General features: G+C 68.9%; 20 protein-coding genes. 9 read left to right on the top strand and 11 right to left on the bottom strand.

Annotation, left to right across the window (positions count from 1 at the left end):
- Nucleotides 1-167: 167 nt before the first annotated feature.
- From ACZ5BU_RS18205 to purH, 3 genes are read left to right on the top strand one after another with little or no spacing between them, the layout of a single operon-like run.
- The gene (locus ACZ5BU_RS18205) at nucleotides 168-1,406 is read left to right on the top strand and encodes a cell division protein PerM (RefSeq protein ID WP_465700264.1); all 1,239 of its coding nucleotides are present in this window, start codon (nucleotides 168-170) and stop codon (nucleotides 1,404-1,406) included.
- Nucleotides 1,407-1,422: 16 nt separating this feature from the next.
- Nucleotides 1,423-2,052, top strand: a complete 630-nt coding sequence (purN, locus tag ACZ5BU_RS18200) for a phosphoribosylglycinamide formyltransferase (RefSeq protein WP_465700262.1) — start codon at nucleotides 1,423-1,425, stop codon at nucleotides 2,050-2,052.
- A complete protein-coding gene (purH, locus tag ACZ5BU_RS18195; protein ID WP_465700261.1) occupies nucleotides 2,049-3,608 on the top strand; it encodes a bifunctional phosphoribosylaminoimidazolecarboxamide formyltransferase/IMP cyclohydrolase in 1,560 nt (519 codons plus the stop codon). The genes purN and purH overlap by 4 nt, the downstream gene beginning before the upstream one ends.
- A 111-nt stretch (nucleotides 3,609-3,719) precedes the next feature.
- On the opposite strand, the gene ACZ5BU_RS18190 is transcribed toward purH, so the two are convergent.
- From ACZ5BU_RS18190 to ACZ5BU_RS18170, 5 genes are all read right to left on the bottom strand, one after another.
- A complete protein-coding gene (locus ACZ5BU_RS18190; RefSeq protein ID WP_465700259.1) occupies nucleotides 3,720-4,187 on the bottom strand; it encodes a GNAT family N-acetyltransferase in 468 nt (155 codons plus the stop codon).
- A 48-nt stretch (nucleotides 4,188-4,235) separates the two neighbouring features.
- Nucleotides 4,236-4,553, bottom strand: a complete 318-nt coding sequence (locus tag ACZ5BU_RS18185; protein ID WP_465700258.1) for a helix-turn-helix domain-containing protein — start codon at nucleotides 4,551-4,553, stop codon at nucleotides 4,236-4,238.
- 19 nt (nucleotides 4,554-4,572) lie between these two features.
- A complete protein-coding gene (locus ACZ5BU_RS18180; protein WP_465700256.1) occupies nucleotides 4,573-4,923 on the bottom strand; it encodes a type II toxin-antitoxin system RelE/ParE family toxin in 351 nt (116 codons plus the stop codon).
- 52 nt (nucleotides 4,924-4,975) lie between these two features.
- Nucleotides 4,976-5,245: a DUF3017 domain-containing protein gene (locus ACZ5BU_RS18175; protein ID WP_465700255.1), complete on the bottom strand. Its 270-nt coding sequence runs from the start codon at nucleotides 5,243-5,245 to the stop codon at nucleotides 4,976-4,978.
- Nucleotides 5,246-5,318: 73 nt separating this feature from the next.
- Entirely contained in the window at nucleotides 5,319-6,176 is an 858-nt protein-coding gene (locus ACZ5BU_RS18170; protein WP_465700253.1) for a bifunctional methylenetetrahydrofolate dehydrogenase/methenyltetrahydrofolate cyclohydrolase, read from the bottom strand.
- A gap of 399 nt (nucleotides 6,177-6,575) precedes the next feature.
- On the opposite strand from ACZ5BU_RS18170, the gene ACZ5BU_RS18165 reads away from it, so the two are divergent.
- Nucleotides 6,576-7,562, top strand: coding sequence for a pirin family protein (locus ACZ5BU_RS18165; RefSeq protein ID WP_465700252.1), 987 nt, complete (start codon nucleotides 6,576-6,578; stop codon nucleotides 7,560-7,562).
- A 66-nt stretch (nucleotides 7,563-7,628) separates the two neighbouring features.
- Nucleotides 7,629-8,564, top strand: a complete 936-nt coding sequence (locus tag ACZ5BU_RS18160) for an SMP-30/gluconolactonase/LRE family protein (RefSeq protein ID WP_465700250.1) — start codon at nucleotides 7,629-7,631, stop codon at nucleotides 8,562-8,564.
- Here the strand turns inward: ACZ5BU_RS18160 and ACZ5BU_RS18155 are convergent, their stop codons facing one another.
- Both ACZ5BU_RS18155 and ACZ5BU_RS18150 read right to left on the bottom strand, forming a co-directional pair.
- On the bottom strand, nucleotides 8,565-9,197 hold the full coding sequence (locus tag ACZ5BU_RS18155) for a phosphotransferase (RefSeq protein WP_465700249.1): 633 nt from the start codon (nucleotides 9,195-9,197) through the stop codon (nucleotides 8,565-8,567).
- Nucleotides 9,198-10,460 (bottom strand): glycoside hydrolase family 18 protein, encoded by a 1,263-nt coding sequence (locus ACZ5BU_RS18150; protein ID WP_465700247.1) that lies wholly within the window; start codon nucleotides 10,458-10,460, stop codon nucleotides 9,198-9,200.
- A gap of 141 nt (nucleotides 10,461-10,601) precedes the next feature.
- Here ACZ5BU_RS18150 and ACZ5BU_RS18145 point away from each other — a divergent pair, with 141 nt between their 5' ends.
- Nucleotides 10,602-11,306, top strand: a complete 705-nt coding sequence (locus ACZ5BU_RS18145; RefSeq protein WP_465700246.1) for a transporter substrate-binding domain-containing protein — start codon at nucleotides 10,602-10,604, stop codon at nucleotides 11,304-11,306.
- 68 nt (nucleotides 11,307-11,374) lie between these two features.
- Entirely contained in the window at nucleotides 11,375-14,611 is a 3,237-nt protein-coding gene (locus tag ACZ5BU_RS18140; protein WP_465700244.1) for a S8 family serine peptidase, read from the top strand.
- Between the two features lie 54 nt (nucleotides 14,612-14,665).
- Here ACZ5BU_RS18140 and ACZ5BU_RS18135 read toward each other — a convergent pair whose 3' ends face one another.
- Nucleotides 14,666-15,658 carry a malate dehydrogenase gene (locus tag ACZ5BU_RS18135; protein ID WP_465700243.1) on the bottom strand — a complete coding sequence of 331 codons (993 nt, stop codon included), beginning with the start codon at nucleotides 15,656-15,658 and terminating at the stop codon, nucleotides 14,666-14,668.
- A gap of 117 nt (nucleotides 15,659-15,775) precedes the next feature.
- Between ACZ5BU_RS18135 and ACZ5BU_RS18130 the strand changes: the two genes are divergently transcribed.
- Nucleotides 15,776-16,582 carry a spermidine synthase gene (locus ACZ5BU_RS18130; protein ID WP_465700241.1) on the top strand — a complete coding sequence of 269 codons (807 nt, stop codon included), beginning with the start codon at nucleotides 15,776-15,778 and terminating at the stop codon, nucleotides 16,580-16,582.
- On the opposite strand, the gene ACZ5BU_RS18125 is transcribed toward ACZ5BU_RS18130, so the two are convergent.
- Nucleotides 16,545-17,063, bottom strand: a complete 519-nt coding sequence (locus tag ACZ5BU_RS18125) for a helix-turn-helix domain-containing protein (protein ID WP_465700240.1) — start codon at nucleotides 17,061-17,063, stop codon at nucleotides 16,545-16,547. The two genes, ACZ5BU_RS18130 and ACZ5BU_RS18125, sit on opposite strands and share 38 nt — an antisense overlap.
- Nucleotides 17,064-17,120: 57 nt before the next feature.
- Here ACZ5BU_RS18125 and ACZ5BU_RS18120 point away from each other — a divergent pair, with 57 nt between their 5' ends.
- The gene (locus ACZ5BU_RS18120; protein ID WP_465700239.1) at nucleotides 17,121-17,981 is read left to right on the top strand and encodes an MOSC domain-containing protein; all 861 of its coding nucleotides are present in this window, start codon (nucleotides 17,121-17,123) and stop codon (nucleotides 17,979-17,981) included.
- Between the two features lie 14 nt (nucleotides 17,982-17,995).
- Here the strand turns inward: ACZ5BU_RS18120 and ACZ5BU_RS18115 are convergent, their stop codons facing one another.
- Both ACZ5BU_RS18115 and ACZ5BU_RS18110 read right to left on the bottom strand, forming a co-directional pair.
- Nucleotides 17,996-18,466, bottom strand: coding sequence for a lamin tail domain-containing protein (locus ACZ5BU_RS18115; RefSeq protein ID WP_465700237.1), 471 nt, complete (start codon nucleotides 18,464-18,466; stop codon nucleotides 17,996-17,998).
- Nucleotides 18,467-18,579: 113 nt separating this feature from the next.
- Nucleotides 18,580-19,341, bottom strand: coding sequence for an MBL fold metallo-hydrolase (locus ACZ5BU_RS18110; protein ID WP_465700235.1), 762 nt, complete (start codon nucleotides 19,339-19,341; stop codon nucleotides 18,580-18,582).
- Nucleotides 19,342-19,418: the final 77 nt, after the last annotated feature.

Raw genomic sequence — 19,418 nt, 5'->3', positions numbered from 1 at the left:
CTCCTGACTGATTCCACCCGACAGTACCCGGTGGACCCGTGCCGCTCCCATTCAGCTACCACCAGCCGAACACAGGAAAACTGTCCGTGAGCAGGCGGGCTGAAGTCTCCCACATCCGGCGTGTCAGGACGAGAGGTGTCCGGGACCGGGGAGACGATGGGAGTCAGATGACCGACATGCTGAGCCGCCCGGGCGCGCGGGACGGTGAGACGCCCACGTCGGAGATCGCCGCCGCCCCGACCAAGCCGCTGCTGGTGTCGGCCGTGATCTCCGCCGGAGCCTGCCTGCTCACCGGGGTGCTGACCTGCGCCGCGGTCGCCGTGATCGGCTGGCTGGGTGCGACCTTCGGTGGCGCCTCCGGCGCGGTACGGGCCGGTGCAGCAGCCTGGCTGGTGGCGCACAAGGCCGGTGTGACGATCGGCACCGGGAGGATCAGTGTCGCGCCGCTCGGCCTGACGCTGTTCTTCGCCTGGTGCCTGTACCGCGGCGGCAAGTCGGCGGCCCGCTCCAGCGGCGCCGACCGGACCAGGGACCTGATCACGCTGGCCCTGGGGTTCGCGGTCGTCTACGGTCTCGGCGGGCTGCTCGTGGCGTTGCTCACGGCAGACGGCGCACTGAAGGTGTCGGTGTTCTCGGCGTTCCTGGGCACGTTCTCGCTGGCGCTGGTCGCCGGTCTCGCGGGCGTCGTCGTCGAGTCCGGTGCGGGCGAGGACATCGCCGACGCCACCCCGGCCGGGCTGCGGGACACCGTACCGGCCGCGCTGGCCGCCGTACTCACGATCGTCGCGCTCGCCTCGGTGCTGTACGCCGTACTCCTCGCGATCCACTTCTCCCGCATCACCGGCATGCTCGAACTGCTCGACGCCGGCGTGATCGGGTCGGTCGTACTGTTCGCGATCTGCCTGATGCTGGTGCCGAACATGATCCTGTACGTGATCGCGTTCCTCGCCGGGCCCGGGTTCCAGCTCGGGACCGGTACGACGATCGCGCCGACCGGCGTCGACGTGGGGAACCTGCCGGCGCTCCCGCTGCTGGCCGCCGTACCGGCCGACGGGTCGACGCCGACGTACCTGCTGGCGCTGACGGCCCTCGTACCGCTGGCGGCCGGGGTCGTCGCCGGACTGGTCGTCGTACGGCGGGGGCTCACGGAGCGGGACGCGGACGCGCTCGGGTGGGACGCCTTCGCGCTGCGCGGCGCGATCTCGGCGGTGCTCGCGGGCGTGATCCTGTTCGCGCTGCTGGCGATGTCGGGCGGTTCGGCCGGGCCCGGGCGGATGTCCGTGGTCGGCGTACCGGGGGCATTGCCGGCGGCCGGCGTCCTGGTCGCCGGGATGGCGATCGGGGCGGCGATCACGGCCGCGGTGGTGTCCGCGCGCCGCCCGCCCGACGGGGAGCCCGAGGCCTGACGATAGGCTGCCCGCCGTGACTGCTGCTTCTTCCGACTCCGGTTCCGCACGCCTGGTCGTGCTCGTGTCCGGGTCGGGGTCGAACCTGCAGGCCTTGCTGGACGCCTGCGCCGACCCGGCGTACGGCGCTCAGGTCGTGGCCGTCGGCGCCGACCGCGACGGCATCGCCGGGCTGGACCGCGCCGCGGCCGCCGGGGTGCCGACCTTCGTGCACAAGGTGAAGTCATACGCCTCGCGCGCAGACTGGGATCGTGCGCTGACGGCGTCGGTCCTGGAGTACAAGCCGGATCTGGTCGTGTCGGCCGGCTTCCTGAAGCTCGTCGGCGACGACTTCCTCGAGGCGTTCGGCGACCGCTACATCAACACCCACAACGCGCTGCTGCCGGCCTTCCCCGGGATCCACGGTCCCCGGGACGCGCTGGAGTACGGCGTGAAGGTCGCCGGGGCGACGCTGTTCTTCGTGGACGGCGGCGTCGACACCGGGCCGATCATCGCGCAGGTCGTCGTACCGGTCGAGGACGACGACACCGAAGAAACCCTGACCGAGCGGATCAAGGAGGTCGAACGGCGCCAGCTGGTGGAGTGGGTCGGCCGGCTGGTCCGCGACGGCTGGACCATCACCGGACGAAAGGTTCGACTGAAGTGAGCACCGACCGCAGGCCGATCCGCCGCGCGCTGATCAGCGTCTACGACAAGACCGGTCTGGAGGAGCTCGCCTCGGCGCTGCACGCCGCCGGTGTCCGGCTGGTGTCGACCGGTTCCACCGCGGCCCGGATCGCGGCGGCCGGCGTACCGGTGACCAAGGTCGAGGACCTGACCGGGTTCCCGGAGTGCCTCGACGGGCGGGTCAAGACGCTGCACCCGCTCGTGCACGCGGGGCTGCTCGCGGATCTGCGGAAGCCGGATCACGTCGAACAGCTCAAGGAGATGCGGGTCGAGCCGTTCGACCTGCTGGTCAGCAACCTGTACCCGTTCTCGGAGACGGTCGCCTCGGGTGCGTCGGTCGACGAGTGCATCGAGCAGATCGACATCGGCGGGCCGTCGATGGTGCGCGGCGCCGCCAAGAACCACGCGAGCGTTGCCGTGGTGACCTCTCCTTCGCAGTACTCGGATTTGCTGGCTGCATTGGGCGAGGGCGGCTTCTCGCTGGCGGAGCGGCAGAAGCTCGCGGCGGCGGCCTTCGTACACACGGCTGAGTACGACATCGCTGTCGCGTCCTGGATGGGCAGCGTGCTCACGGACTCCAGCGAAGGTACCGGCTTCCCGGCGTGGGTCGGCGCCTCGTGGGACAAGGCCGCCGTACTCCGGTACGGCGAGAACCCGCACCAGCCGGCCGCGCTGTACCTGAACGGCCGCGGCGGTCTTGCGGCGGCGGAGCAACTGCACGGCAAGGAGATGTCGTACAACAACTACGTCGACGCCGACGCGGCCCGTCGTACCGCGTACGACTTCAGTGAGCCGGCGGTCGCGATCATCAAGCACGCGAACCCGTGCGGTATCGCGGTCGGCAAGGACATCGCCGAGGCGCACCGGCGTGCGCACGAGTGCGACCCGGTGTCGGCGTACGGCGGCGTGATCGCGACGAACCGCCCCGTCACGGTGGACCTGGCGAAGCAGGTCGCGGAGATCTTCACCGAGGTCCTGGTCGCCCCGGCCTTCGAGGACGGCGCCGTTGAGATCCTGCAGGCGAAGAAGAACATCCGCCTGCTGGTCGCGCCGGCCGTGACCGCGGACGAGCCGGTCGAACTGCGCGCGATCAGCGGCGGCCTCCTGCTCCAGCACCGCGACCGCTTCCAGGCCCCGGGGGACGACCCGTCCGCTTGGACCCTGGCCGCCGGAGCCCCGGCGTCCGACGAGGTGCTGGCCGACCTGGCCTTCGCGTGGAAGGCATGCCGCGCCGTCAAGTCCAACGCCATCCTGCTCGCCTCCGACGGCGCGTCCGTCGGGGTCGGCATGGGCCAGGTCAACCGAGTCGACTCCTGCCGCCTGGCCGTCTCCCGCGCCGGCGACCGCGCCACCGGCTCGGTAGCCGCCTCCGACGCGTTCTTCCCCTTCCCCGACGGCCTAGAGGTCCTCATCGAGGGCGGCGTGAAGGCAGTGGTCCAGCCGGGTGGCTCCATCCGCGACGAAGCCGCCATCGAAGCCGCCAACAAGGCCGGCATCACCATGTACTTCACCGGAACCCGCCACTTCTTCCACTGAGCCACAACCTCCGAAAGCCGGATCGAGGTTCTCTCGGTCCGGCTTTCGTACGTCAACCGGTGGTCAGCAGGCAGAGGCCGATGGTGGTTATCAGAAGGTCGGCCAGGGCAACTACCTGAACCTGCATCCGTACGACACCTGCCGCCCCTCGTCCCGGGTTTGCCCGGTGAGGGTCCAGCCTGTCTTCACGTAGAAGTTCTGCCCCTGGGGATAGTTCGCCAACGTCCACACGATCGCTTCGTCGTACCGCGCCGCCAGCTCCTCGAGCGCCTTCGCCATCAACGCGGTCCCGACGCCGCGACGCCAGTACGGCCTGTCGACCGCGATCGTGTCGAGCTCCCCGAGCTCCGGGTCGACCGGATCCCGGCTCGCCCCGATCCCCACAACCCCGGCGATCCGCCCGTCCACCTCCGCCACCCACCAGTTGCCCCCAGCAACAGTTGCCGTCCACCGAGCGATCCGCCCGTCATCCAGCACCGCCGCCGGCAACAACCCCTTGAACCCGTCGTTCGACGAGTCCACATAAACCCGCGCAACCTCCGCCCCATCCCCAGCAACCGCCCGACGAATCCTCACCATCCACCCGATTATCCCGGCGCCTGGCCCGGGACGCAGGTAGTTATCGGCTCAGCCGAGCACGAGGCGTTCGTCGCCGAAGTCGGCGATGATCTCGAGCTTGCCGCCGAGGGCTTCGACGTACCGACGAATGGTGCTCAGCTCCGAGCGCGCCAACTCTCCGCGCTCGATCTTCGAGACGGCGGTCTGCGTGATGTGCAGCCGGTCGGCAACATCGGTCTGGGTGAGGCCGTGCTGTTGACGCACATCAGCAAGCCGATGCGCACGCACCTCGGCGAGTGCCTCTTCACTCAAGGCCGCAACTTCGGCCTTGTCCTCAGGCGTCTTGACGAACTCGGCCAGTACCTCGTCATGCGTTCTGTACTTCACCAGTTCTCCTCCCTCCGAGTCAGGATTTCTCGTTCTTCTCGAGTTCGTCCAGCCATTCGTCGTAAAGCTCGTCGGCGATCGGGATGTTCCGTCGGTACCACGCCTCCCATTGCCCGACCTTGTCACCGCCGATCAACAACACGGCTTGGCGCACGGGATCGAACGCGAACAGCACCCGGACTGTGCCACTGCGGAGCTCCTTCATGTTCGGATGACGCGACGCCTTGATCGTCTCGACGACCGGCCTACCAAGTCCTGGGCCTTGTTCGGCGATCAAATTGACCCTGGCCAGCACGCGCATCCGATCGCTTCGCGGCAACCGGTCCAACCATTTGTAACAGTCGTCTGTGTAGACGATCGTGAACGCCATTCGAGAACAATAGTACCTCTAGGTTCTAGAACCTAAAAGTACTAATCGTTGATCAGTTGGGGACGATGAGGCCCAGTACGGTGATGGCGGTGGCGGTGAGGAGGAGGAAGGTGGTGTCGAACATGCGGCTGCGGACGTGGAGGAGGCCGGCTGCTGTGTCGGAGAGGGTGGCTCGGAGGACGGCGGCGAGGCCTAGTGAGCCGGCGAAGACGAGTACTCCGTTGCGCCAGTTGTAGAACCAGATGACCACCAGGCCGGTGAGGGCGACCAGGAGCGACAACGCCAGCGGCCACTGGCTGCGGCGCTGAGCCTCGCCGGCCATCAGCACGTCACACCCAGCTCGAGCCGGTACGTCGTACCACCCAGCACGAACCCGTGCGCCGTCGTGCTCGAGGTCATCGAACGAGACTCGATTCGGCGGCTTCTACGACGTTGGTCAGAAGCATGGCTCGGGTCATGGGGCCGATGCCGCCGGGCATGGGGGCGATCCAGGAGGCCTGCTCGCGGGCCGCGGGGTCGATGTCGCCGACGATCTTGCCCTCGGCGCTGCGGCTGGTGCCGACGTCGAGGAGTACGGCGCCGGGCTTCACCATGTCCGCGGTGATCAGGCCGGCCGAACCCGCGGCGGCGATCACGATGTCGCCGGTACGGACCACCGCGGCGAGGTCCTTCGTGCCGGTGTGGCACTGGGTGACGGTCGCGTTCTCGCTCCGCCGGGTGAACAGCAGCCCCATCGGCCGGCCCGCGGTGACGCCGCGGCCGACGACGACCACGTGCGCGCCGGCGATCGGTACGTCGTACCGCCGGAGGAGCTCGACGCAGCCCTTCGGGGTGCAGGGCAGCGGGCCGTCCTGCCCGAGGACGAGCTTGCCGAGGCTGACCGGGTGCAGGCCGTCGGCGTCCTTCGCCGGGTCGATCAGGCCGAGGATCGTGTTCGTGTCGACGTGCTTCGGCAATGGGAGCTGGACGATGAAGCCGGTGCAGTCCGGGTTCTCGTTGAGCTCGCGCACCTTCGCGGCGATCTCGTCCTGGGTCGCGGTCGCCGGCAGCTCGACCTGGATCGAGGCGATCCCGACGGCTGCGCAGTCGCGGTGCTTGCCCGCGACGTACGCCCGGCTGCCCGGGTCGTCGCCCACCAGGATCGTGCCCAGCCCAGGCACCACACCCTGCTCGGCCAGCTTCGCGACGCGGACCTTCAGCTCGTCCTTGATCGCCGCCGCCGTCGCCTTGCCATCCAAAATCTGCGCCGTCACCCGAAGAGTCTCCCACGCCGGAGTCCGCCTCCCGCTCCCGGCGTCCCGAGCTTGCGGTCCGCCAGGCCATCACAATCGCCCTTCCGCCGGATGCCCGAGCGAGCGCGAGCCGTGCCACGGTGGAATGTGATGGCGTGGACGTCCACCACTCACCATCGGCCTGCGCGACGACTGCCCTCAGGCGTACGAGCCCCCAGAGCGCGGGTGGTCGCGGGAGTTGGTGAGTGACCCAGGTCCGCCTCGCCTCTCGCCAGACCACCGCACGAACGCGAGCCTGCCCGAGCCGCGGGTGGGGTGGTGCCGGGCTGGGAGCTTGCAATGAGGCGGGAATGCGTGCGCTCTTGCTGTGGTTCGAGGAGATAGTTTATTCTTGAACTACCAACCAGCGAGGAGCACGCTATGCCGGCCGTGACCGTCAGCGACATCACCGTCCTGCCCCGGATCAGCCCGCAGGACCCTGCCGTCGTGCACGAGCGCGCCGTGAAGTCGGTGACGTCCGCGCCGAGCGGCTACGAGGGCGAGGGCTTCCCGGTCCGGCGGGCCTTCGCCGGCGTCGACCTCCGCGACCTCGACCCGTTCATCCACATGGACCAGATGGGCGAGGTGGAGTACGCGCCGGGCGAGCCGAAGGGCACCCCGTGGCACCCGCACCGCGGCTTCGAGACCGTCACATACATGCTCGACGGGATCATGGAACACCAGGACTCCAACGGCGGTGGCGGTGTCATCTCCAACGGCGACACCCAGTGGATGACGGCCGGTAGCGGCCTGCTGCACATCGAGACGCCGCCGGAGCACTTGGTGGTCAGCGGCGGCCTGTTCCACGGCATCCAGCTCTGGGTGAACCTGCCGAAGGCGCTGAAGTGGGCGCCGCCGCGGTACCAGGACATCCGCGGCGGCGACGCCGCCTTGCTCAGCACCCCGGACGGCGGTTCGCTGGTCCGCGTGATCGCCGGCTCCGTCGACGGGCACGACGGCCCGGGATCGACGCACACCCCGATCACGCTGGTGCACGCGACCGTCAGCCCGGGCGCCGAGCTGGTGCTGCCGTGGCAGCCGGACTACAACGCGCTCGTCTACGTGCTGGCCGGCCAGGGTACGGTCGGCGCCGACCGGCGGCCGATCCGCAAGGGGCAGCTGGCAGTCTTCGGTCCGGGCGACGTCCTTCGTACGGCGGCCGGTACGACCCAACCGCAGGCGGAGCCGAACCTCGACGTACTGGTGATCGGCGGCCGCCCGATCCGGGAGCCGATCGCGATGGCCGGGCCGTTCGTGATGAACACCCGCGCCGAGGTGATCCAGGCCTTCGAGGACTTCCAGGCCGGCAAGCTCGGCTCGATCCCCGCGGTGCACGGCGCGCCGACCGAACTGCGCAGTACCGAATAGTTGCTCTGGACGACCGAGCCCCCCGGATCTACCTTCAAAACAAGGGGATTCAGGGGGTGTCTGGTCATGTTCAAGAAACTTGCGCTGATCGTGTCCGCGGTGGCACTGACGGTTGCCGCGGCCGCGCCGTTCCCGGCGTCGATCCCGTTGCCGAACGACTTCCAGCCGGAGGGTCTCGCCGTCGGTCCGAAGAGTACGTTCTACACCGGGTCGATCACCACTGGTGACATCTACCGCGGCAGTCTGCGGTCCGGAAAGGGCGCACTCTTCGTCGATGCACCGCCGGGCCGCGCGGCGACCGGGATGAAGGTCGAGGCGTCCGCGCAGCGGCTGTGGGTGGCCGGCGCGTTCGACGGCCATGCCTACGTCTACAGCACCCGCAACGGTGCCACGCTGGCCAACCTCGTACTGAGCACCGGTGCCGGGACGCTGATCAACGACGTGATGGTCACCAATCACGCCGCGTACTTCACCGACTCGCTCCGGCCGGTGATCTACCAGGTCCCGATCGGGCCGGGCAGCCGGATCGGCAGGCCGCGGACGATCCGGTTGACCGGTCCGGCGGCGTTCATCGGCGACTTCCCGAACCTGAACGGGATCGCGGCGCCGAGTGACGGGCACGTGCTGATCGTCGGGCACTCGTCACAGGGGGCGCTGTACCTGGTCGATCCACGGACCGGCGCGAGCCGTCCGCTTCCGTTGACCGGTGGGGCACTCACGCCTGGTACGCCGGACGGCATCCTGCTGGACGGGCGGACCCTGTGGGTGGTGCAGAACTTCGCCAACCAGCTGGTGAAGATCCAGCTCGCCCCGGACCTCAGTACCGGAAGGATCGTTGGGATCACCACCAATCCGCTCTTCCGGGTACCGACGGCGATCGGTGCGGACGGTCACCGGCTCGCGCTGGTCAACGCCCGCTTCGACCTCGGCTTCCCGCCGCCACTCGGGCCCGGCGCACCGCCTGGTACGGACTTCAACGTGGTGCAGCTGAACAAACCCTGATCAACCTTCGGTGACGTCCAGGGTGACGTAGTGCTCGATGCGCGGGTCGTCCGGGTCGCCGCCGTACAGTTCGACGAAGCGCCGTGCCGCCGGCAGGCCGCCGTACTGCGGGTTCAACTCGCCGCGCAGGCTCGAGAACATCAGCGAGAGGTCGATGTAGCGGTCGCCGGCGCCGAGCCGGCTCAGATCGAGGATGCCGGTGAAGCGCAGCGTTTCCGGGTCGACGAAAACGTTCGGCGCGCAGTAGTCCCCGTGCGTGACCGCCTCGCCGGCGCCTGGGAACAGGGACCTGAACGGACAGCCGCTGAGCTCGTCGAGCCGGCGGAGGCCATCGGCGATGGCGGCGAGGACGGCGGGGCGGTCAGCGGCCGGCCAAGGCTGCGACGCGTCCAGGCCGGGCAGCTCCGAAGTCAGCAACCAATTGTTGCCGCGATCAACGATTCGCGGGCAGGGGAACCCGGTCGAGCCGAGCCACGCCAATCGGTCCGCTTCATCGGAGACGCCAGGACCGGCCTTGTAATAAAGGCGCTCCGGCCCACGGTCGAGCCGGACGACCGTCGCGCCGGAGCAGCCGACGTGGACAGGCTCGGCGCTACCCGCGCCGAACCTGTCCTGAAGAGCGTTGAGATCCACTCACCGAAGGTTACGGTGCAACGCCGAGATCAGCTCGCCATTTGTGGTGTCACCGTCCAGCGACCAGATCATCGCGCCGCCGAGATCGCGCTGCGAGATGTACTGCGCCTTGCGCGCCATCTCGACCGGATCGTCCCAGGTCCAGAAGGTCGTACCGTCGAACAGCCAGGCGAATCCGGCCTGGTTGTCGCGGTACACGGTGTAGTTCGCCAACTGCGCCTTCAGGTACCGGTAGTCGTCCGTACCGGCCTCGAACGTCCCCGGCGCCGGGCCGGTCGACGGCTGGAACAGACCGTGGTTCTGGTTCGTCACGCCGGTCCACCCGTGCTCGTAGAACGGCACGCCCATCACCAGCTTGTTCCGCGGCGCACCTCGGGACAGGTAGGCGTCGATCGTCACCTGCGAGCTGAACTCCGGCGTGGTCGGATCGCCCGCGGGCCCGTCGATCGCGGACTGCTGGTTCGTCAGGTTCTCCCACGGACCGTGGTAGTCGTACCCCTGCGTCGTACCGAACGTCAGGTCCTTGAACAGCTGCCGTACCTCGAACCCGCGGTCGATCATCGCCGGGTTCGCCGGCAGGAACGCGGTCAGGTTGGGCCGCCGTCCCGGCAGCCGGTCCAGCTGCTTGCGGTACTCGTGCACCAGCGCGGTGAAGTTCTGCTTGTCCTCGGGCCGGATCACGTTGCCCGGGTTGCCGTCGCTGGCCGGCCACTCCCAGTCCAGGTCGACACCGTCGAAGATGCCCTTCGCGGCACCGGCGGGGAGCCCCGGCAGGTTCCCCTTCAGCCATAGGTCGATGCAGGACTTCACGTGCGCGGCCCGGGAGGCCGGCGTGAGCGCCACGTCGGAGAAGTGCGCCGAGCCGGTCCAGCCGCCGAGGGAGATACTGATCCGCAGCTTCGGGTACTTCTGCTTCAGTTCCCTCAGCTGATTCAGGTTGCCGTTGAGCACCTGGCCTGGCTCGTCGGCCTTGCCGTTCACACTCTGCTCGGCGGTGAACGGCCGCTGGTAGTCCGCCCACGGATCGCTGCTGGTGCAGTTCCCCTGGGCGTCGACGGAGCCGAACGCGTAGTTGATCTGGGTCAGCCGCGCCGCGGACCCGTTCTTGACCAGATCGCTGACCAGGAAGTTCCGGCCGTACCCGCTCCAGTTGGTGTAGTACCCGACGACACGCTTGCTCTCGTGCGCTTCCGCCGGCACCGCGAGAGTCGTTGGTACGACCATCGCAGCAGCCAGCAGCAGCAGCGTACTTCCACGCCTCATGACACCCCTATCGGACGGTTCCTGCGCACACAGTAGGACCACTGACCGACTTACGCAATGTCTCTACGAAAACTGGCACGACTGACGAGATCCGTCATTCGTCCGGCGCCGAGGTTCAAGGGCGTGGATAAGGTCGCCGGTATGACGACTGTTGCCGCCGACCTCGCGCCCACCGGCGTCCTCCGCGCCTCGATCAACCTCGGCAATCCGGTGCTCGCGCAAGGTACGCCGGACGCGCCGGCCGGGATCACCGTCGACCTCGCGCGCGAACTCGCCGAGCGGCTCGGCCTGCCGCTGGAGCTGGTCTGCTTCGACGCGGCGCGTAAGTCGTTCGAGGCGCTGACCACCGGCCAGGCGGACCTCTGTTTCCTCGCGATCGAGCCGGCCCGGGCGGCCGAGGTCGCATTCACCGCACCGTACGTCGTGATCGAAGGCGTCTTCGCCGTACCGCAGGACTCCAAGCTGACCAGGGTCGCCGACGTGGACGCGGCGGGCGTGCGGATCGGGGTCAAGCAGGGCTCGGCCTACGACCTGTACCTGACGAGGACCGTGCAGCACGCCGAGGTCATCCGGGGCGCCGATGGTGTGGACGTGTTCCGTGCCGAGGGGCTCGAAGTCGCGGCGGGGATCCGCCAGCCGATCACGCAGTACGTCGCCGAGAACCCCGACCTCCGTCTGATCGACGAGCGGTTCATGCAGATCCAGCAGGCCGTCGGTACGACGAAGGACAAGAGCGAGGAGACGGTCGCCTACCTCCGCGACCTGATCGACGAACTGAAGGCGAACGGCTTCGTCGCCGCGTCGCTGACCGCCGCCGGGCAGTCGAGCACTCTCGTTGCTCCATAGCCGAATCCGGGAACCAAACGGACCCGACCGTACACAAGGCCTACAACCGACTTTTCTGGGGAGGCCCTGTGAGTTCGAGATCCATGCGCCGAGCACGGCCCGCGATCGCCGTCCTGGCGTTCGCGGGCCTCGCGGCCGGAGTGCTGACACCGGCGCAGGCCGGAGTGCTCGCGCCGCCCGTTCACAAGAACAAGACCACAGATGTCAGCGTCACGCTGATCACCGGTGACCGGGTGCTGCTGCCCGGTGGCGATATCACCAAGCTGACCGTCGAGCCCGGCGCGGGCCGGCAGCACGTCGGCTTCGTGAAGCAGAGCGTCCGCGGGCACGCGTACGTGATCCCGGCCGATGTCAGCAAGGACGTCGGCAGCGGGCGGATCGACCGCCGGCTGTTCGACGTCGCCGAGCTGGTGAAGGACGGGTACGACGACGCGTCGACGAGCACGATTCCGGTACTCGCGACGTACAGCGGGAACGCCGTCGCGAAACACGCCGTACCCGCCGGGGCGAAGGTCGCGCGGCAGTTGCCGTCGATCAACGGCGCCGCGATGAAGGTCAGCAAGAGCAGTGCGAAGGACTTCATCGGCTCGGCCGGGTTCAGCAAACTGTGGCTGGACGGGAAGCGGCAGATCCTGCTGGACCAGTCGGTGCCGCAGATCGGTGGACCCGACGCGTGGCGGGCCGGGTACACCGGCAAGGGCGTGTCGGTCGCGGTGCTCGACACCGGAGTGGACGCGACGCATCCCGACCTCGCACCGCAGGTCGCCGGCGAGAAGAACTTCACCACCGAGACCGCGGACGACGTGAAAGGGCACGGTACGCACGTCGCGTCCACGATCGCCGGTACCGGCGCCGCGTCCGACGGGCGGTACAAGGGGGTCGCGCCGGACGCGCGGATCTACGACGGCAAGGTCTGCGAGGTCAGCGGCTGCGAGGATTCGGCGGTGCTGGCCGGCATGGAGTGGGCCGCGACCGAGGTCAAGGCGAAGATCGTCAACCTGAGTATCGGCGGGCAGGACACGCCCGAACTCGACCCGGTCGAGGAGGCCGTGAACCGGCTGACGGCACAGACCGGCACGCTCTTCGTCATTTCTGCGGGCAACAACGGACCGACGGACGGGACCATTGCGTCGCCAGGCAGTGCGGACGCGGCGCTCACCGTCGGCGCGGTCGACAAGCAGGACCAGTTGGCCGACTTCTCCAGTCGCGGTCCGCGGGTCGGCGACAGCGCGCTGAAGCCGGACGTGACCGCGCCGGGCGTCGGCATCGTCGCGGCCAAGTCCAAGGACTCGACGATCGGCGAGCCGGTCGGCGACAAGTACCTGCGGCTGTCCGGTACGTCGATGGCGACGCCGCACACCGCGGGCGCTGCCGCGATTCTGCTGCAGGAGCACCCGACCTGGACGCCGGCCGAGCTGAAGGCCGCGCTGATGGGGTCGGCCAAGGTCGCGTCCGGACAGACGACGTTCCAGCAGGGCGCCGGGCGGATCAACCTGACCACGGCGATCAAGCAGAGCGTGGTCTCCGAGGCGGGGAACGTGTCGTTCGGCCTCGCGGAGTTCCCGCACAACGACGACCGGCCGGTGACCCGCGACGTGTCGTTCCGGAACCTCGGCGACTCGGCTGTCACGTTGGCGTTGACCTCGGTACTGAACGGGCCGGACGGTGCGGCGGCTTCGGCCGGTGCGCTGAAGCTGAGCGCCGACTCGGTGACCGTTCCGGCCGGTGGTACGGCCTCCGTTCAGGCGACGTCGGACACCGCGCTCGGCGGCGCGGACGGGCTGTACAGCGGGCTGATCACCGCGACCGGTGGCGGGCAGACCGTCACCGTACCGGTCGGGGTCAACAAAGAGGGTCCGTCGTACAACCTGACCGTCAAGATGGTGATGCGGGACGGTACGCCCGACGTGCGCTACCCGCTGAACCTGGTCGGTATCGACAACGACGTGATGCTGCTCGGGAACATGCCGGATGCGAACGGTACGTACACGGTCCGGCTGCCGCAAGGCGAGTACCTGGTCGACACGTACCAGGAGTTCGAGCGCGCGCCCGACGACTGGATCTCGTTCCTCATGGTCGCGCCGAGTGTGAAGCTGACCGCGGACCGGACCGTCGTACTGGACCAGCGGAAGGCGAAGGTGGTGACGACCTCGGTGCCGGATCCCACCGCGAGGCAGGCCAACTCGGCGATCGGGTACGAGCGGGCGGTCGGCGGCGACGTGTACTCGTACGAGGTCGGCTTGTTCCCCTTCGGGACGGTGTTCACGTACAACGCCGGTCCGAAGCTGCCCGCGGACGAGCTGACCGGGCATGTCACGTCGCAGTGGGGCATCCCGGGCGACGACGGGCTCTTCACCAACACGCCGTACCTGTACGGGATCGCGAACTACTTCGCCGGCGACTTCCCGACCGGGTTCGACCGGAAGGTGAAGCAGTCCGGCCTGGCGGCCGTTGACGCGACCGTCAACTCCGCGGACGGCAAGCGGGTGTTCAAGATGCTGTACCCGACCGGGCCGCGGGACTCCAGCGGCTGGGCGCGGGTGATCCGGCTCGACCCGCCGCGGACCATCCGGTACTACGTCGACGAGACGCCGTACGGCTTCAGCGGCTCGACCGAGGAGGACACCGACGGTTCGCACGTCCCGTTCGGGAAGTGGTCGCTGGTGGGTCGGTCGATGCCGTACCAGGCGGGCCGGCACTACCGGGAGCGGTGGAACGCGGCCGCCTTCGTGCCGTCGGTGAACGCCGCGCAGCGGTCCGGTGGCACGCTCGGCATCTTGCTGTACTCGCTCACCGACGCGGACGGGCACGCCGGCTGGATCGAGACGACCGGCAGCACCAAGCTGTACCGGGACGGGACCGAGGTCGGGTCCGAGGACCGGTTCGGTTACGTCCAGGTCACGGACCAGCCGGCCGGTAAGGCGTCGTACAAGCTGGTCACGACCGGTACGCAGCAGCTGTGGGCGTTCGCGACCCGGATGGATCTGGAGGCGACGTTCACGTCGTCCGCGGACCAGACGCGCATCCCGATCCACACCGTCGGCTTCCGGCCCGACGTGGACGGGAACAACACGATGGCGCGCAAACCGGTCACCGTGCTGCCGTTCGAGGTGCAGGGGGTGACGAAGGTGAAGATCGAGTACTCGGGCGACGGCGGAGCGACCTGGCGCCAGGCGTCTGTCGCCGGCGGCAAGGCGGTCTTCCCGACACCGGCCGGTACGGCCGTCTCATTGCGGTCCACCGCAACGGACGCGGCCGGGAACAGCACCAAGCAAACTGTGATTGCCGCGTACAGCTTGCGGTGAGAACGAACAGCGGGCCCCGGGATCGCTCCCGGGGCCCGCTGTGCTGGTGCTGTGTCAGCCGATCAGGCCGAGGTCCTTCACCGCGTCGCGCTCCTCGCCCAGCTCGGCGGCCGAGGCGTCGATCTTGCCGCGGGAGAACTCGTTGATCTCCAGGCCCTGCACGACCTCCCAGTTCCCGTCCTTCGTGGTCACCGGGAACGACGAGATCAGGCCCTCCGGTACGTCGTACGAACCGTCGGAGACGACCGCCATCGACGTCCAGTCACCCTCGGCGGTGCCCTTCAGCCAGTCGCGGGTGTGGTCGATGGTGGCGGCCGCGGCGGAGGCGGCCGAGGACGCGCCCCGGGCCTCGATGATCGCTGCGCCACGCTTCTGCACGGTCGGCAGGAAGTCGTTCTCCAGCCAGGCCTGGTCGTTCACGACCTCGGCGGCGTTCTTGCCGGCCACCTCGGCGTGGAAGATGTCCGGGTACTGGGTCGCGGAGTGGTTGCCCCAGATCGTCATCTTCTTCAGGTCGGTGACGTGCACGCCGGCCTTCTTCGCCAGCTGCGCCAGCGCCCGGTTGTGGTCCAGCCGGGTCAGCGCCGAGAACCGCTCGGCCGGGATGTCCGGCGCGTTGCTCTTCGCGATCAGCGCGTTGGTGTTCGCCGGGTTGCCGGTGACGGTGATCCGGACGTCGTCCGCGGCGTGGTCGTTCAGCGCCTTGCCCTGGACGGTGAAGATCGCACCGTTCGCCTCCAGCAGGTCGCCGCGCTCCATGCCCTTCGTCCGCGGCCGCGCACCCACCAGCAGCGCGACGTTGACGCCGTCGAAGACCTTGTTCGGGTCGTCGCCGATCTCGATCCCGGCCAGCGTCGGGAACGCGCTGTCGTCGAGCTCCATCACGACACCCTCGAGGGACTTCAGCGCCGGGGTGATCTCCAGCAGCCGCAGCTCCACCGGGGTGTCGGGCCCGAGCAGCGCACCGCTCGCGATCCGGAACAGCAGGCTGTAACCGATATTCCCCGCGGCCCCGGTAACGGCCACCTTCACCGGTGTAGTGCTCACGACTCGCTCCTAGCTCATCCGATTGTGTGCTTCGGACGCTAGCAAGCCGCGCTCCCGCGTCCAACGCTGGGTTGCTCACATTCGGCGTTCGTTCGGACGAACTGCGAAGATGGGCGGGTGGAACGTAGGACCGCCTCCGGGCTCGCCGCCGTCGAGGCGCAGGCCGACGGTACGTTCGTACTGCTGGTCGACGGGACTCCGCAGTCCCACATCGACCTCGCGGACCCGGCCCACCTGCCGTTCGAGTACATGCGCCGGATCGGCGACGTCGTGGACGCCGTCGCGCCGCGACGTCAGCCGGTCGCGGTCACGCACATCGGCGGCGCCGCGCTGAGTCTGCCCCGGTACGTCGCCGCGACCCGCCCGCGCTCCCGGCAGATCGTCCTGGAACCCGACGAAGACCTGACCGACTTCGTCCGCGAAGCACTGCCCCTCCCGAAGCGCTCCGGCATCAAGGTCCGGCCGGTCACCGGGCGGGCCGGCATCACCGAGCTGTACGACGACTCGATGGACCTGATGATCCTCGACGCCTTCGAACACGAGGCCGTGCCCGCGAACCTCGTGACCACCGAGTTCTTCGCGGAGTGCGCTCGCGTACTGCGCCCCACCGGCGTACTGGTGGCCAACCTGATCGACGGGCAGCCAGGCCTGCCCTTCATGCGTCGCGCAGCGGCCACGGTCCAGTCCGCGATCGGACCAGGGGCAGTTCTGGCCGAACGAAAGATCCTTCGCGGCAAAGGCTTCGGCAACGTCATCCTCGTCGCCTCCCGGCACCCCGTCCCCGACCTCACCGACGCCGGGCGCCAAGCCCAGCCCCCGTACGACGTGGCGCCGTTGGCGGAGCTGGCAGGGAAGGCGACGCTGCTGACCGATGCGGAAGGTTTCGTCACGCCGCGGGCGCCGGCCGCAGTCTTCCGGAGCTGAGCCGGTCGATCGCCTGCGCGACCGCTGACCGCTCGGCCGGTGTCGCGCCGACTGTTCTGACCAGGTGGTCCAGGCGGTCGCGTCCGGGGAGCCGGGTGCCTTGGAGCCACGCCTGGATCGTGGCGCGGGGAATGCCGGTCAGCTGTTCGAGCGCCCGGAGCGAGTGCGGTCGGGCGAGGGCCGCGACCGCCGCACCGAGCTCCTCGAGCGTGTCGGCATCGTCCAGCAGGCCGGCGATGTCCCGTGGATCGCGGCTGGCGGCCTGCCAGCGCCGGTGCCAGAGAGGGAGCAGGTCGTTAGGGACACTGCAGCCGGTCAGGTAGGCCGCCGCGACCTCCCAGGCCGGCAGGTGTTTGCCGTTGGTGGCGCGGATGAGGTGCGGGTGCGAGTAGTGCGCCCGCTCCGCCAGCTCGCGGTACGTCAGCCCGGCGTTCCGCCGTACTCGTTGCAACGCGGCCGCGAACTCCTCGACGCTCTCCACGTGTTCAAACATAACTCAACATGATTCAACAGATCAAGCGCCGGTTAGGCTTGACCTGTGTCTGTCGCGAAGGTTGCCGCCCTGAACTACTACCCGGTGAAAGGTCTCGCCGGGATCCCCGTCGAAACCGCCGAAGCCGGCCCGACCGGGTTGCTCAACGACCGTCTGTTCATGCTCGTCGAGCCCGACGGCACGTTCCTCAGCCAGCGAAAACTCCCCGCGATGGCCACCCTGCGGGCCGCGTTGGACGGCGGCGCGCTCCGCCTCTCCGGACCGAACGCCGACGACCTCGACGTCGAGATCCGGTACGACGGCAAACGCCGCGACGTCAGCCTCTTCGGCAAATGGTTCGGCCAGGGCGTCGTTCAGGATCCGGCCGCCGACGCCTGGTTCACCGCGCAACTCGGCACGCCTGCGGCTCTGGTCCGCGTCACCCCCGAACACGAACGCCCCGGCTGGGGCGCCCACCGCGGCCTCACCGGATACGGCGACGCGCACGCGCTGATGATCACGTCACAGTCGTCCCTCGACGGCCTCAACGCCCGCATCCTCGAACGCGGCGGTAACCCGATCCCGATGAACCGCTTCCGCCCCAACCTCGTCATCTCCGGCTGGCCCGACCCGCACACCGAGGACTCCGTACTGCGGATGACCGCGGGGGCGGTCGAGATCGGCTACTCGGCCCGCGGGATCCGGTGCGCCGTACCCACCGTGGACCAGGCGACCGGCACCAAGTCCGGGCCGGAACCGACCCGGACGCTGGCGACGTACCGGCGCGAACCCGCCTACGGCGGCGGCGTCAGCTTCGGTATCAAGGCCGCAGTACTTGCCTCCGGCAACATTTCCGTCGGCGACGAGATCACCGTCCAGGAATGGATCCCGGACGGTGCGGACCCGGCGCCGGCGACCCGTTCCTGACAACCGGCCTGTGCTCAGCAGGCGACCCGGTACCGACCGGCGACGGCCTTGTAGGTGCAGGTATCGAACGTCTTGCCGGCCGGGGTCTGGAAGCGGGCGGTGTCGCCGGTGTTGTTCCAGATGTACCAGCTCTGGTTCCAGTACAGGGTGAGTGCGCGGTTGCGGTTCTTGCCGGTGCGGACGATCACCGTCGACTGCCCCGGGAGGATGTAGCCGCGCGGGAACACGAACAGGTGGTTCGCCGCGTCCAGCACGCGGAACCCGGACAGGTTGATCGGCCGCGAGCTGATGTTCCGGACCGTGAAGAACTCGTTGTTGAGCTGTGCGTTGGTCCGGGTGTCGGGGCCCGGCGGGTCGTACTGGATCCCGCTCAGGACGGCCGTGATCGCCGCGTCGGCCGTCAGTGGTGCGAGGACCGCGGTACCGGCCAGCACCACTGCGGCCGTGGCGGCGGCGAAGAGCGTGCGAAAACGCTGTACGAACACAGGAAATGTCCCCCTTGGCAGTGGGCCGATGTCCCCCCGGCCCGATGAACTCAAGCTGCCGGTTCCCCCCGGCGGTCGCACGCTAGCCGTCACGCTCCGTGCTCGTCAAGCTCTCAAGCAACCGTCTTCGGAACACCGTGCTCGAGCATTTCCACCCGGCCCTCCAAGCCGGCCTCCCGGAAAGCGGCCAGGAAACGCTCCGGGCCCTCGGTGAAGTGCTTCCAGCCTTCGGTGTGCACGGGCACGATCGTCGCGTCGCCCAGGATGCGCGCGGCCTCGACCGCGTCCTCCGAGGTGAGGGTGAGGTTCGCCCCGTTGAGCAGCGGCGTACGGGCGGCGCCGGCGAACAGTACGGCGACGTCGATCGGCGCGAACCGGTCGGCGATCTCCTTCACGTGACCGAGCGACGCGTTGTCCCCGGACACGTAAACGGTCGGCAGTCCCTCGCCCTGCACCACGAAGCCGGTCACGAACCCGACGACAGCCTCAGCGCCGTCCGGCCCGTGCAGCGCCGGCACGCCGGTCACCGTGACGACACCGCCGTCCGGCCGCGGGAGCTCGATCGCCTCCCAGTTCTTCAGGCCGCGTACACCCTCGATGCGCAGCGCCGCTCCGGGCGTCGAGAGAACGGTCGGGACCGACGGCAGCAGCGCGCGGCCGGAGTCGTCGAGGTTGTCCTTGTGCTCGTCGTGCGAGAGCAGTACGACGTCGACCGGGCCGAGGTCCGCGACCGGGATCGCCGGGCCGGTCAGCTTGGTCATCACCCGGCCCGGGAGCTGGTAGTCGCGGGGCTCGTCGAAGGCGGGGTCGGTGAGAAAGGTGAGGCCGCCGAGGTTCAGGACGGCGGTCGGGCCGCCGATGTGCGTGATCTCCATGACCACGATCCTGGCGTCCGGTGACCCGTCTCACCATTGGCCCGGGAGCCATAGTTTCCGAAGATCGGGCCATACTG

This window comes from Kribbella sp. NPDC031520, from assembly GCF_055580825.1.
The sequence above is the reverse complement of the archived record's forward strand: the minus strand, read 5'-3'. Positions and strand labels throughout refer to the sequence as shown.